We start from the raw sequence: 13,731 nt of genomic DNA, 5'->3' as shown, positions 1-13,731 counted from the left end.
TTGCTTGTGCGCATGGCGAACAGAACAGATACTCTCGGATCACTGGGCAAGGGCCTGCGGGTGCTCGAAGCGTTTCGCGCCGAACAGCCCCGCATGTCGATTTCCGACGTGGCTGCCGTGACGGGGCTTGACCGCGCCACGGCCCGGCGCTGCCTGCTGACCCTGCACGACGGGGGCTATGCGGATTACGACGGCAAGTTCTTCACGCTGACCGCCCGTGTCCTGCGGCTGGGCATGGGGGCGCTGGCAGCAATGCCTTTGGCGCAGTTGGTCCAACCGTGGCTGGACCAGTTGTCCGACCGGATCGGGCAGTCCACCTCGGTCTCGATCCTGGACGGGACCGAGATCGTCTACCTGGCCCGCGCAGCGCAACGCCGGGTCATGTCCATCGGCCTGATGCCCGGATCGCGCCTGCCCGCGCATTGCACGTCCATGGGCCGCGTGCTGCTGGCCGCCCTGCCCGCCGACGAGGCTCGCGCGATCATCGAGGCCTCGGACCTGACGCCGCGCACGCCGCACAGCCTGACCGACCCCGTCGAGATCATGGGCCGCGTGGACGCCGCGCGCCGCGACGGATACGCCATCATCGACCAGGAGGTCGAGCTTGGACTGCGCTCCATCGCCGTGCCGCTTCATTCGGTGCATGGCAAGGTGGTGGCCGCGATCAACACGGGCGTGGCAGCGGTGCAGGCCGATGCGGGCGATCTGGCGGACCTGTATCTGGAACCGCTGCTGAAGGTGCAGGAAGGGCTGCGGCGGGTGCTGCGCTAGTCGTCCCAAGCGACATCGTGGATGCGCACCAGTTCGGCCACCTGTCCGGGCGTCAGCATGTTTGGCGTGGTGCCGCGCAACAGCAGGGCAAGGCGCGCGGTGGCCTCCAGTTCCTCGACGGCGTTGCAGGCGGCGTCCAGGTCCAGGCCCGCGACGACCGGGCCGTGGTTGGCCAGCATCACCGCCGACCGCTTGCCCGCAAGCCCGCGCACCGCGTCGCCGATGGCCGGGTCGCCGGGGCGGAAATAGGGCAGCAGCTTGACGCGGCCCAACTGCATGAAGGCATAGGGCGTGATCGGCGGCAGGAAATCGTCGGCGTCGGCGTCGGGCAGCACGGACCAGGCGACGGAATGGCAGGAATGCAGGTGCACCACCGCCGCCGTGCGGTTCCGGGTGTCATAGAACGCGCTGTGCAGCGGCATTTCCTTGGTGGGCTTGTCGCCGCCGACATGGTGGCCCGCCGGGTCGAAGCGCGACAGGCGCGCGGGGTCCAGCCGCCCGAAGCTGGTGCCGGTGGGGCTGACCAGCAGCCCACCATCCTCGGTTCGGGCGCTGATGTTGCCGGTGGACCCATGCGTCAGGCCGCGGTCGAACAGCGATTTCGCCAGCAGGCAGATCCGTTCGCGAAGGCGGGCGTCGCTCATCCGGCGAGCCTTTCGGCGGCCTTGGCGAAGAAATTCTCGGCGCCGAAATTGCCGGATTTCAGCGCCAGAACCAAAGCATCGCCCGCCCGGATCGCGGGCACGCCGGGGTCGATCTCGGGGCCGATCTCCAGGCTTGCGACGGACAGCCCCTCGACCACCGCCCCCGAGGTCTCGCCGCCTGCGGTGATCAGACGGGTGACGCCGCCCGCGACCAGCAGGCGGGCGGTCTCGGCGAAGAAGGAGTCGAGGCGCGCAGCCACGGCCTCGGTCCCGTGGCGCTGCTGCACGGCGCGCACGTCATCCGGATCGGCCGAGGAATAGACCAGCGGCAGACCGTCTTGCGACAGCGCCCAATCCGTCGCATGGCGCGCCGTCATGGTCCCAGCCATCACCGCCTCGGGGTCGATTTCCATCGCAGGATTGCCATCCGCGATGTGGCGGGCGACCTGACCCCGCGTGGCGCGAGAGCAGGAGCCGGACAGCGCAGCGACCGGACCCGGCTGCCCGTGCCAATGCGGACCTTCCGCAGACAGCAGCCCCCGGGCGCGGAAGTTGGCCGGCAAGCCAAGCGCAATGCCCGACCCGCCGGTCAGCAGCGCCTGATCGGCCACGGCCTGACCCAGCACGACAAGATCCTCGTCGCGGATCGCGTCGGTGACGACGAAGCGATGCGGTTGCGCGGACAGCGCGGCGCGCACGGCATCCGGCCCCTGCCAGACGGTTGCGGCGGGAATGTGGCCCACGCCCTCGCGCGTCTGGCGCGACAGCCAGCGGCGAAGGTCGGGGTCGGTCATGGGGGTGAGGGGGTGGTTCTCCATCCCGCTTTCCGACAGCAGCCGGTCGCCCACGAACAGGTGTCCCTGGTAGATGGTCCGCCCCGTCGCGGGAAAAGCCGGGCAGAAGATCACCCGGTCCGCGTTCAGCGCATCCGCCAGGGCCTCGGCCACGGGGCCGATATTGCCTTGGGGAGTGGAGTCGAAGGTCGAGCAGTACTTGAACAGGAACTGCCGGCAGCCCTGGGCGCGCAGCCAGTCCAGCGCCTCCAGCGACAGGCGCACGGCGTCCGCGACCGGCATGGTGCGCGATTTCAGCGCGACGATGCCTGCCTCGACATCCGGGGCGGCGGGCATGATCGGCGTGCCGGAGTATTGGACGACCCGCATCCCGGCCTTGACGAGCGTGTTGCCCAGGTCGGACGATCCGGTGAAGTCGTCCCCGATGCATCCCAGCAGCATGTCAGGACCAGTCCGTCACGGCGTCCTGCGCGGCGCGCAGGCGATAGAGTTCGGAGCCCGTGTCCAGTTCCACGTCGCCGCAGAGGATCATCTGGCCCGCCGTCACGTCCCGCTTCAGGCGGCACCCCGACAGCAGGTAATAAGGGATCGGCGCATCGTCCGACAGCGCCCGCGCGGGCGTCATCCGGCCCGAGACATTGGCGATGGTGTGGTGATGCCCCTCGGCCACCAGCAGCGACCCGGCGGGCAGGTCGGCGTCGGCATGGGCGGTCAGATCCATCACCGGGCGGGGCTTTTCAGCACCGGACGACACGCCCAGAAGGGCGACCTCGAACACGGTGGTCGCGGCCTCCATCCCCAGCAGGTGACGCGGCAGGCCGATCATCGCCGTCCTGCCATTGCGCGCGACGACATGGCCCTTGTCGCGCAGCATGGCCCAGGTCTCGTCATCCTCGCAGGCGACGGTGACGAAGACGCCGCCCGCGAAGGAGGGCTCGCCCGGCAGACGCAGGCAGTTGAAGACGTCAAGCTGGCCGTTCCCCTCCAGCAGCCCGCCGTCGGCGACAGGCGCCATCAGGTCGGCCAGTTCGGTGATCCGGGCGATGGGGGCGTGGTAGTCGGGCCGGTCCGGGGCCATGTCGAGCGCATTGGCAACCACGACCATCTCGCACAGGTCGGGGACGGCGCGCTGCGGCAGAGGCACCAGACGGGCGCGGGCAGCAATGACCTCGGCCCAGGGACGATCGCCCGCGTCCAGCCAGTCGCCGAAGCCGGGTGCATCCACGGTGACACCGTTGCTGGTGATCTTGTCGGTCGCGGGATCGTAAACAAAGTCGTATTCGCTGGACTTGCCTGCCGCCACGATGCGCAACCCGCAGACTTGTGCCCAGGTGGCAAGCCCGATCAACAGACTCGGCTGGTCGCCGTCGATGGGCGAGCAGACCACGCCCTTCTCTGCCGCCATGCGCGCCAGGATCGGACCTGCCACGCTGTCGGTTTCCTTTGTCACCATCACCACATGCCTGCCCGCCTGAATGGCAAGACGTGCATGACGCGCACCCGCCTCGGGATTGCCGGTGGCTTCCAGCACCACGTCGACGGGCAGGTCCGCCACCACGGCCAGGTCGGCGGCGGCGATGGCCTGCCCCGCGTCCCACGCTGCGCGCGCGGCAGCCGCATCGGCGCATTCGGCAATGTCGGCAACGCCGACCGAGGCCAGCACCTTGGCCGCAGTTGCGGCATCGCGGTCAACCGCCACGCGACAGCTCAGGCCCTTCACATGCCGCGCCTGCGCCAGGAAGCTGCGCCCGAAGCCGCCCGTGCCGACGATGGCGCATTCGACCGTCCGGGCGCCGAGCCCCGCGAAATAGCGATGATGGTTCATGGTCTTTCCTTACTCTACCGGAACCCGGCGACGGAAGCGCGATCCCAGCGAGACCAGCTTGGGCAGGACCAGCAGCGCGATGCCGATCACCATGATGCTGCTGACCAGCGGGTTCGCGAAGAAGATCCCCAGCGAGCCGTCCGACAGCACCATCGACTGGTGGAAGGCGTTTTCCGCCTTGTGGCCAAGAACCATCGCCAGCACCAGCGGCGCCAGCGGATAGTCCAGCCTGCTGAACAGGTATCCCACCAAGCCGAACAGCAGCACCAGCCACAGGTCGAAGGTCGCGTTCGACACGGTATAGGCACCGACGAAGCAGATCGCCACGATCATCGGCCCGATGATGGTGAAGGGGATGCGCAGCAGGGCCGCGAACATCGGCACGGTGGCCAGAACCAGCACCACGCCCACGATGTTGGACACGTACATGCTGGCGATCAGGCCCCAGACGAAGTCGGGCTGGGTCTGGAACAGCATCGGCCCCGGCGTCAGGCCCCAGATCATCAGCCCGCCCATCATCACGGCGGCGGTGGCCGAGGACGGCACCCCAAGCGCCAGCATCGGCAGCATCGCGCAGGAACCCGCGCTGTGGTCGGCGGTTTCCGGCGCCACGATCCCTTCCGGGCGGCCGGTGCCGAAAGGCGCGCCCTTGCGGGACGACGACCGGGCAATGCCATAGCTCATGAAGGACGCGGCGGTCGGGCCGCCCGGCGTGATGCCCATCCAGATGCCGATCAGGCCCGACCGGATATAGGTCGCCCAGTAACGCGGCAGTTCCGCTATGGTCTTGAACACGTCGCGCAGGTCGATCTTGGACGCCACGCCCCGGAAGCGCAGGCCTTCCTGCACGGTGGACAGCAACTCGCCGATGCCGAACAGGCCGATCACGACCACCAGGAAGCTGATTCCGCCCAGCAGATCCTCGAACCCGAAGGTCAGGCGGATCGAGCCGGTGACGCTGTCCATGCCGACCGATGCCAGCAGCAGACCTGCGGCCAGCGACACCAGCGTCTTCATGGGCGCGGCGCTGCCCATGCCGATGAAGGCGGCGAAGGCCAGGAAATAGACGGCGAAATACTCGGGCGCGCCGAATTTCAGCGCGAAGTTCGACGCCCAGCCTGCCAGCAGCGTGATCACGATCACGCCCAGCAGCGCGCCAAAGCCCGCCGACATGAACGCGAGCGTCAGCGCGCGGGTCGATTGGCCCGACCGCGCCAGGGGATAGCCGTCGAAGGTGGTGGCGACCGAGGACGGCTCACCCGGGATGTTGAACAGGATCGAGGTCGTCGATCCGCCGAACAGCGCGCCCCAATACATCGACGACAACAGGATGATGGCCGAGGTCGGGTCCAGCGCGAAGGTCAGCGGGATCAGCAGGGACACGCCGTTGGGTGCGCCCAGGCCGGGCAGCACGCCCACGATCAGGCCCATCAGCACGCCGCCTACCATCAGCATCAGGTGCATCGGCGTGATGGCGATGCCGAAGCCGTGCATCAGAAGATCGAAGTTTCCCATCGGTGCGCGCCCTTAGTAGATGCCCAGAAGCGGCTCGATCGGCCCCTTCAGCAGCGGAATCTTGAAGATGACCTCGAAGATCAGATACAGCGCGACGGCAAAGCCCGCGCCCACGCCAAGCGCCAGGGGCAGGCGGTATCCGCCCTGCCTCCAGGCGCTCCAGGTGATGTAGAGGATCGAGCCCACATAGATGCCCATGGTCAGGGTGACGACCACAAAGGCCAGCAGCGCGGACAGGAAAATGCCCAGACGCCCGGCGCGTTCGCGGTCCAGGAAGGGTTCCTCGGCATCGCCGCCGCCCGCGACATGGGCCATGGCCTGGCGATGGTGGACAAAGGCCGCGACCAGGTTCCACAGGCTGGCGCCGATCAGGATCAGCCCGACATAGAAGGGGAAATAGCCCGCCTGTGGGCCGCTTTCCTCCCAGCCGTAGCCAAGCTCGGTCGCGCCGATCACGCCCGCAAGGCCCAAAAGCCCGGTGGCGACGGCGGTGCCGAGTTCGGCGTGAAAGACTTTGACGGTCATGGTCCCCCCTTCTTGGTCGCGGTCCCGCGCCGGACCCGTGCCCGGCGCGGGAAACGTCAGGCCCTCACTGGGCGGTCCAGCCCTCGGCCTCGAAGACCTTGACGGCGTTGGCTTCGCTGGTCTCGATGAACTTGGCCAGTTCGTCGCCGGTCAGGAAGGATGCCGACTGCGAGGTCTTGGCAAGGTAGTCCTTCCAGTCCTGGCTTTCGGCGACCTTCTGCAGCGCGGCCTGGTAATAGGCCAGCACCTCGGGCTCGGTCCCGGCGGGCAGCCAGACGGTGCGCGGCATCTGGTAGCTTTCGATCTCCAGCCCCTGCTCCTTGCAGGTCGGGATGTCGTGCCAGCCCATGTCGCCGCTGACGGGTTCCGATTCCGCCATGCGCTGCGGCGAGAAGACGCAGAGCGGACGGATCGCGCCGGCCTGCCACTGGCCCGCGTTTTCGTTGGGGTTGTTCACGTTCGCCGCGACATGGCCGCCGGCCAGCTGCACGCCGACCTCTCCGCCGCCGTTGAAGGGAACGTACTTGAAGTCCGCGCCGGTGGTCTGCTCGATCAGCGCGACCAGGGTTTCGTCGGTGTCCTTGGACTGGCTGCCGCCGAAGGGAATGGTGCCGGGCGCTTCCTTGGCCGCGTTCACCAGATCCATGACGTTCTGGTAGGGCGCATCGGCCTTGACCCAGACCAGGAACTCATCCAGCGCCAGAGCGGCGACGGGCTGCAGATCCTCGACCGTGTAGGCCAGCTTGGCGACATGCGGCAGCAGGTAGACGTTGTTGGTGCCGAAGATCAGCTTGTGCGGGTCGCCTTCGTTCTGGCGGGCATACAGGAACGCCTCGGCGCCCGATCCGCCGCCCTTGTTCAGCACGACGATGGGACGCTCCACGATCTCGTCGCGGGTCAGCACGGCCTGGATGGTGCGGGCGAAGTTGTCGGTGCCGCCGCCGGCGCCGGATGCGACGACGAATTCGACGGGGCGGCTGGGGGCGAATTCCGCAAGCGCGGGCGCGGCCAGCATCAGCGCGGTCGCGGCCAGAAGGCCGGCTTTGGTCTTGGTCATGAGTATCCTCCTCCGGGGAAAAACCGGCCCCGGTCGGGGCCGGAAACTGGTCTTATTCGGCCATGGCGGCCTGCGCGCCCTCGACCCCGGCGGTTGCCCAGTCGGCGGGCAGCGGCTGGCGGTCGCGGGCGGGGTTCAGCGCGGCCAGGCGCGCGCCCAGCAGGGCGGCTTGCAGCGTCGCGCCCAGATCGGCGCGGCCCTTGCCCGCGATGTCGAAGGCGGTGCCGTGGGCCGGAGTGACGATGGGGAAGCCGTAGCCCGCGATCAGCGTCACGCCGCGGTCGAAGCCCATCAGCTTCATCGCGATCTGGCCCTGGTCGTGATACATGGTCAGCACGGCGTCGAATTCGCCGCGCACGGCGCGCACGAAGACGGTATCGGACGGGATCGGACCCTTGGCGTCTATGCCCTCGGCCACGCCGGCGGCGACGGCGGGGGCGATGATGTCGTCATCCTCGGTCCCGAAGTTGCGGCCGTCGCCCGCATGGGGGTTCAGCGCGGCCACGCCGATGCGGGGGTTGGGCTTGCCCGCGCCTGTCATTGTCTCGTGCGTCAGGCGCAGGCTGCCCAGGATGCGCTCGACGCTCATCTTGCTTGCGACCTCGCTCAGCGGGATGTGCGACGTGACGCGGGCGTTCCAGACCTCTTCCAGCACGTTGAATTCGCGGCCGGAACGGTCGGTATCCAGGACGCGGTCGATGAAGCCGATCTCATCGACATAGGCCGGGCGGGCCAGGCGCATGGAGTGCTTGTTGAAGGGCGTGAACATCACCGCGTCGGCAATGCCCGCCTTGGCCAGCCGCAGCACGGCGGCAAAGTTCTGCAACGACGCCGCACCCGTTTCCGGGCTGGAGCCGCCCAGCGTTACCGTATCCGCCGGGATATTGCCCAGATCGACCAGGACGTGACCCGAAGGCAGGCTTCCGACCTGATCCGCGGAAACCACCGGCAGGTCCAGCGTCACGCCCGCGTGGGACGCGCCCATCTTCAGCACGCTGGCATCGCCGACGACGACCACGTCCTGATCCTTCAGGGCCGGGTCAGCCAGCAGCTTCGCCGCAAGTTCCGGGCCGACGCCACCGGCGTCACCGATTGCCAAGGCTATGCGCATTTCCCGATTCTCCGTCCTCTATGTAACATTCTGTATACAGCATTAAGCATCAGATCCAGATTTTTTGCGGGTGATGCGGTTGCCGGTTTGGACAGGCGGGCGCCCAACGCGCCCGCCGGTAAGGGTTTATTCCGAAAGGTTCGCACCTACGACGCGGGCGCACAGGGCCAGCGAGATCGCCCCCGCGTCCGGATGGCCCAAGCTGCGTTCCGCCAGCGGGCGCGCACGGCCAAGCTTCGGGGTCAGTTGCGCGGTGGCATCCGCAGCCTCGGTCGAGCGGGCGGCGGCGGCGGCCCAGGCCACGCCCAGGCTTTCACCCGCCGCAACCTGTTCGTTCAACACCTCGACAAAGGGCACCAGCGAATCCACCAGGGTCTTGTCGCCCACCTTTGCCCCGCCAAGCCGGACAATGGCGTCATGGGCGGCCCGCGCGCCCCGCGCGACAGTTGCGGCCGAGGGCTTTTCGCCGTCGCCAAGCGCCTGTCCCCAGGCCCGCAGCGCCACACCCCACAACGCCCCCGAGGTTCCACCCGCGCGATCCGCCCAGGCATCGCCCGCCAGCGACAGCACGGTTCCCGCGCCGGCCCCGGCCTGCACGGCCTTGCCGGCAGCGGCGGCGGCAGCGGCGGAGCCGCGCGCCATGCCCTGCCCGTGGTCACCATCCCCGGCCTGGGCGTCGATGCGGCCCAGTTCCTCCTCGGCATCGGCCAAGGCATTGGCGACATGGCCGATCAGCGCGGCCACGCGGCGCCCGGCTTCCTGCGATTCAGGGCTGCCCGGCGCGATCTCGGCCTCGGCCTCGATCTCGGTTTCAGCCGCTTCCGCATTCAGAGGGCGCGCGACGGTGCCCTTGCGGAAGGCGGGGGCGTCGGCGGGCGCGCGCCAGTAGCCCTCAAGCTCGTCGTCCAGCCAGGTGAGGGTCAGCGAACAGCCCGCCATGTCCAAGCTGGTGACGAACTCGCCCACCTCGGGTTCCACGACGGTCAGCCCGGCATCGGCCAGCATCCCGGTCAGGTGGTGCCACAGGACGAACAGTTCCTCGTATTTCGTGCGGCCCAGGCCGTTCAGGATCACGGCCACGCGGCCGTCGTGGCCCGCCGGGCGTTCGGCCAGCAGCGGCTCCAGCAGGGTCCGCGCCAGTTCAACGGCGGGCATCATCGGCTTGGTGCTGATGCCCGGCTCGCCGTGGATGCCCAGGCCCATGCCGACCTGGCCCTTGTCCACCGTGAACAGCGGCGTGCCCTGCCCCGGCAGCGTGCAGCCGTCGAAGGCCACGCCGAAGGACACCGTGGCCCCGTTCACCTTGGCGGCGACAGTCATCACCGCGTCCATGTCCAGCCCGGCCTCGGCCGCCGCTCCCACGATCTTGAAGACCGGCAGGTCGCCCGCCACGCCCCGGCGCTTGGTGCGTTCGTCGGCCTTGGCGCTGGCGACGTCGTCGGTCACGGCCAGGATGCGCGCGTCGATCCCCTCGGCCCGCAGCTGTTCGGCGGCGGAACCGAAGTTCAGCACGTCGCCCGCATAGTTGCCAAAGCCCAGGATCACCCCGCCACCTCGGTTCGCGGCGCGGGCCACGCGATAGATCCACGCGGTCGAGGGCGAGGCGAAGACGTCCCCGGCCACCGCCGCATCGGCGAACCCGGTGCCCACATAGCCCAGGAAGGCCGGGTAATGGCCCGACCCGCCGCCCACCAGCAGCGCCACCTTGCCACGCGCGCCCGGCGCGGCGCGCACGGCGCCATGGGCGACGGCGCGGACGCGGTCGGCATTGGCGGCGCAGAAGCCCTGCAATGCGGTCTCGGCAAATTCGTCGGGCGCGTCAAAAACCTGTGTCATGTGCGGATCGTCCTCCCCCTCAGGATGCGTCTGATGTAGTCGCGGTTCTCGGCGCAGATGCCCAGACCGTCGCCGCCGTAATGTTCGACAAGGAAGGGACTGTCAAAGCCTGCCTCGATCGCCTTGCGGATCGCATGGCGCCAGTTGATCGTCCCGCCCATCAGCGGCGCCGGATGCGACATGACCAGGCCCGAGGGGTCCTCGATCCGGTAGTAGTTCTTGACGTGCCAGTAGCCCGCGAAGGGGATGCACAGGTCGATCATCTCGGACCAGTGTTCCACGGGGCGGTGCAGGCGGATCAGGTTGCCGATGTCGATGTTCAGCTTGACGGAGGGATGGTCCACGTCTGTGACGAAGCGCACGGCATCGCGCGCGGTGCCGACATAGGTGTCCTCGTACATCTCCAGCGCGATCTGGATGTTCAGGTCGGCGGCATGGCGGGCAAGGTCGCGAATCCGGTCGACGGCCAGCTTGTAGGTCGCGGCGTCGTCGGGGTTCTTCACGCCCTGCTCGGTCCAGAACCACAGCGCCTTCTGCTGCGCCGGGCTGAAGGGGCCGAAGAAGCCGAAGCTCACATAGCCCGCGCCCAGTTCGGCGGCGGTGTCGATCACGCGGTGGCTGTAGGCCAGGTAGTCGTCGCCATGCTGGGGGTCGATCACGCTGCGCCGGGAAGTCGAGATCGCCGGGACCGACAGGCCCAGGTCGCGGCAGATCGCCACGAACTCGGCCCGGCGGGCGGGGTCCAGGTCGGCCACGCGCAGCCAGCTGTCGGTCGGGTCCACGCAGTCGAAACCCGCATCGGCCACGTCCGTCAGGCTTTCGGCCCAGACCTCGGGTGCTGCGTCCTGCACGGGGCTGCCATCCGGCAGGCGCCCCGGAAAGGGGATCATGGCCGCGGCAATGGGCCAGGTCTCGGCGGTCCAGGGTAAGGTCAACGCAACGCCTCCTTCGTTCCGGGAAAGCTGATGCGGGCAAAAAGACGCAGCCCCTCCGGCCGCGACTTCCGAATCACTCCTCCACGGCCGGACGCTAGCATGAGGGATGACGAAGGTTCAAGAATACTGTATACAGAATTTAGCGCGCATGATTGACTCGCGTCGTCTTGCCGCATACCGATAGGCGACAGCCAGGGAGGCACTCGTGGTGGCGGTCATTCCCCAACCCAGTCCGGTTCCATCGACCCGGATCGAACGGCAGTCGCTGCACGACGCCATCGTCACGCGCCTGCGCGACATGATCATCGAGGGGCACCTGCCGCCCGGCACCCGCATCAACGAGGGGCAGATCGGCGCGCAGCTTGGCGTGTCGCGCACCCCCCTGCGCGAGGCGATCAAGTACCTGGCCAGCGAGGGCCTGGTGGAACTGGTCCCCAGCCGGGGCGCGGTGGTCAAGTCGTTCGGCGCCAAGGAGGTGCTGGACATGATCGAGGTGATCCGCACCCTGGAACAGTTCGCCGGAACCCGGGCCTGCCAGGTCGCCACCAACCAGGACATCGGTCATATCCGCGACCTGCACGACGAGATGCTGGCCTGCTATCGGTCCGGCGACCGGCTGCAATACTACAAGCTGAACCAGGCGATCCATTCGGGCATCGTGGCGCTGGCGGGCAACGCGGCGCTGTCGGACGTCCACGGCATGTTGCAGACGCGCCTGAAGCGCATCCGCTTCATCGGCCACGAGGGCCCCGAGAAATGGGCCAATGCCGTCGCCGAGCACGAGGAGATGATGGCGGCCCTGGAAGCCCGCGACCCCGACCGCCTGTCGGCGATCCTGGGCCGCCACCTGACGCTGGCTTGGGAGCGGGTCAAGGACGATCTTCAACCCTAGCGCGCGCCACCTGCCGAATGGTTCCCAGTCTGTCGCGGGTTCACCCTTGGTCTGGCAAGCCAAGTTTGGAAAGGCAGCTCTGCGGAGATTCTGTTGAAAAACGCAGTTGCCGCAAAGCTTCCCAGCTGATTCACTTTAAGAAAGCTTGGAGATGACGGCGATGATGGGGCCACGGCAGATCGCGCAAGGACAGCTTTTCTACGACTTCTCGCTTGAAGCGATGGTGCCGCCGGATCACCTGCTGCGCTCGATTGATCGCTTCGTCGATCTGTCAAATGTGCGGTCGACGCTTGCTTCCTCTTATAGTTCGACTGGCAGGCCCTCGGTGGATCCCGAGTTGATGATCCGGATGCTGCTGATTGGCTATTGCTACGGGATCCGCTCCGAGCGCCGGCTGTGCGAAGAGGTTCGGTTGAACCTGGCCTATCGCTGGTTCTGTCGCCTTGATTTGACAGATCTGGTTCCGGATCACTCGACCTTCTCGAAGAACCGTCATGGTCGGTTCCGCGATTGCGATTTGCTCCGGCAGGTCTTTGAAGCCGTGCTGGCGCGCTGCATCGCCGAGGGGCTTGTCGGTGGCCAACTGTTCGGGGCGGATGCTTCGCTGATCAAGGCCGATGCGAGCCGCTACAGCAAGGTGCAGGCTGAGGACTGGTCGGCCGGCGACACCGTCAGTCGCGCCACGCAGGAATACCTCGACACCCTTGATGATGCGGCCTTCGGCGGCGCAACCTCGGTGCAACCGAAGACCCTGTCCCCCAGTGATCCGGCCGCCCGTTTCACCGGAGCAAATGGAGACCGCCCTTTCTTTGCATACAGCACCAACTACCTGGTCGATCTGGATCACGCGATCATCGTTGATGTTGAGGCAACCGCGCCGGTGCGGCAGGCTGAGGTCGGCTCGGTGCGCGAGATGCTCGTGCGCACCGAGGAGGTCTTTGGCCTGCACCCGGACACGCTGGTCGCCGATACCGCTTATGGGTCGGGGGAGATGCTGGGCTGGCTGGTGGATGAGCAGGATATCGACCCTCATATTCCGGTTTTCGACAAGACAGAGCGCAATGACGGTGCCTTCCCGGCTACGGCCTTCACCTTTGATCGCGAAGCCAACGAATACACCTGCCCGGGCGGCAAGAAGCTGAAGAAATACTGGCGCGAGATGCGTCAGCCACGAACAGGAGTCTGCAAGGATGGCTCGACCAGATACTATGCCAGCAAGCATGATTGTTCGGCTTGTGCCCTGAAACCGAGATGCACTCCGACTGTCACCGCTCGCAAGATCGCCCGGCATAAGCACGAGGATGCCCGGGACTATGCCCGGGAACTGGCGAAGACGGATGCCTATGTGACCTCCAGCTACGCCAGGAAGAAGGTTGAAATGCTCTTCGCCCACCTCAAGCGTATCATGCGGCTGGACCGATTGCGGCTACGTGGACCAAATGGCGCGAAGGACGAATTCCTCCTGGCTGCGACCGTCCAGAACCTGAGAAAACTGGCGAAGTTGGTGCCGATGCCACCAAGGGCCGCATGAAACGGCAAACCCTGCCGTTTTGAGCGCCTACGACGGCCCATTAAACACCGACTTCTTCAACACCATCCGGACGAAGCTGACGTTCAGGCGAACGTCAGCTTGCCATCCACGGTCGTGACTGCTTGCCCGCCCACATAGATGCGCCCCGCCTTGGCTGTGATGTGAACCTGTCCGGAGCGTCCCACGCATCGGCCTTGGGTGGCGATATAGTTAGATGCATCCGTGATCTGCCCTCGGGAAAGGCGATAGGCTGCAACTGAGCCATTTCCGCTGCCGCAAACCGGATCTTCGTTCA

General features: G+C 67.2%; 13 protein-coding genes. 3 read left to right on the top strand and 10 right to left on the bottom strand.

The annotated features are described in order from the left end of the window. Nucleotides 1-12 precede the first annotated feature (12 nt). A complete protein-coding gene (locus J0F76_RS11495) occupies nt 13-771 on the top strand; it encodes an IclR family transcriptional regulator domain-containing protein (RefSeq protein WP_207469538.1) in 759 nt (252 codons plus the stop codon). Here the strand turns inward: J0F76_RS11495 and otnC are convergent. The 9 genes from otnC to J0F76_RS11450 form a co-directional block, all read right to left on the bottom strand. Then, on the bottom strand, nt 768-1,415 hold the full coding sequence (gene otnC, locus J0F76_RS11490) for a 3-oxo-tetronate 4-phosphate decarboxylase (protein ID WP_207469536.1): 648 nt from the start codon (nt 1,413-1,415) through the stop codon (nt 768-770). The two genes, J0F76_RS11495 and otnC, sit on opposite strands and share 4 nt — an antisense overlap. Continuing rightward, a complete protein-coding gene (gene otnK, locus J0F76_RS11485; protein ID WP_207469533.1) occupies nt 1,412-2,650 on the bottom strand; it encodes a 3-oxo-tetronate kinase in 1,239 nt (412 codons plus the stop codon). The genes otnC and otnK overlap by 4 nt, the downstream gene beginning before the upstream one ends. A gap of 1 nt (nt 2,651) precedes the next feature. Continuing rightward, the gene (locus tag J0F76_RS11480) at nt 2,652-4,034 is read right to left on the bottom strand and encodes an NAD(P)H-dependent oxidoreductase (RefSeq protein WP_207469531.1); all 1,383 of its coding nucleotides are present in this window, start codon (nt 4,032-4,034) and stop codon (nt 2,652-2,654) included. A 9-nt stretch (nt 4,035-4,043) separates the two neighbouring features. Then, entirely contained in the window at nt 4,044-5,549 is a 1,506-nt protein-coding gene (locus J0F76_RS11475; RefSeq protein ID WP_207469530.1) for a tripartite tricarboxylate transporter permease, read from the bottom strand. A gap of 12 nt (nt 5,550-5,561) precedes the next feature. After that, nucleotides 5,562-6,074, bottom strand: a complete 513-nt coding sequence (locus J0F76_RS11470; RefSeq protein ID WP_207469521.1) for a tripartite tricarboxylate transporter TctB family protein — start codon at nt 6,072-6,074, stop codon at nt 5,562-5,564. Nucleotides 6,075-6,138: 64 nt separating this feature from the next. Next, entirely contained in the window at nt 6,139-7,131 is a 993-nt protein-coding gene (locus J0F76_RS11465; protein WP_207469519.1) for a tripartite tricarboxylate transporter substrate binding protein, read from the bottom strand. A 52-nt stretch (nt 7,132-7,183) separates the two neighbouring features. After that, complete coding sequence (locus tag J0F76_RS11460) at nt 7,184-8,230, bottom strand: 4-hydroxythreonine-4-phosphate dehydrogenase PdxA (RefSeq protein WP_242690156.1); 1,047 nt, start codon at nt 8,228-8,230, stop codon at nt 7,184-7,186. Between the two features lie 138 nt (nt 8,231-8,368). Further along, a complete protein-coding gene (locus J0F76_RS11455; protein WP_207469515.1) occupies nt 8,369-10,078 on the bottom strand; it encodes a dihydroxyacetone kinase family protein in 1,710 nt (569 codons plus the stop codon). Then, the gene (locus tag J0F76_RS11450; protein WP_242690155.1) at nt 10,075-11,013 is read right to left on the bottom strand and encodes a sugar phosphate isomerase/epimerase family protein; all 939 of its coding nucleotides are present in this window, start codon (nt 11,011-11,013) and stop codon (nt 10,075-10,077) included. The genes J0F76_RS11455 and J0F76_RS11450 overlap by 4 nt, the downstream gene beginning before the upstream one ends. Before the next feature lie 208 nt (nt 11,014-11,221). Between J0F76_RS11450 and J0F76_RS11445 the strand changes: the two genes are divergently transcribed. Both J0F76_RS11445 and J0F76_RS11440 read left to right on the top strand, forming a co-directional pair. Beyond that, the gene (locus J0F76_RS11445; RefSeq protein WP_341351587.1) at nt 11,222-11,905 is read left to right on the top strand and encodes a GntR family transcriptional regulator; all 684 of its coding nucleotides are present in this window, start codon (nt 11,222-11,224) and stop codon (nt 11,903-11,905) included. Nucleotides 11,906-12,065: 160 nt separating this feature from the next. Continuing rightward, nucleotides 12,066-13,436 carry a transposase gene (locus J0F76_RS11440; RefSeq protein ID WP_207469594.1) on the top strand — a complete coding sequence of 457 codons (1,371 nt, stop codon included), beginning with the start codon at nt 12,066-12,068 and terminating at the stop codon, nt 13,434-13,436. Between the two features lie 83 nt (nt 13,437-13,519). Here the strand turns inward: J0F76_RS11440 and J0F76_RS11435 are convergent. Beyond that, a partial coding sequence (locus J0F76_RS11435; RefSeq protein WP_207469513.1) for a PhzF family phenazine biosynthesis protein occupies nt 13,520-13,731 on the bottom strand: 212 nt, incomplete at its 5' end.

This window comes from Paracoccus fontiphilus, from assembly GCF_017356265.1.
Taxonomy (GTDB): domain Bacteria; phylum Pseudomonadota; class Alphaproteobacteria; order Rhodobacterales; family Rhodobacteraceae; genus Paracoccus; species Paracoccus fontiphilus.
Note: the sequence above shows the minus strand (reverse complement) of the source record. Positions and strands in the feature narration are given on the sequence as shown.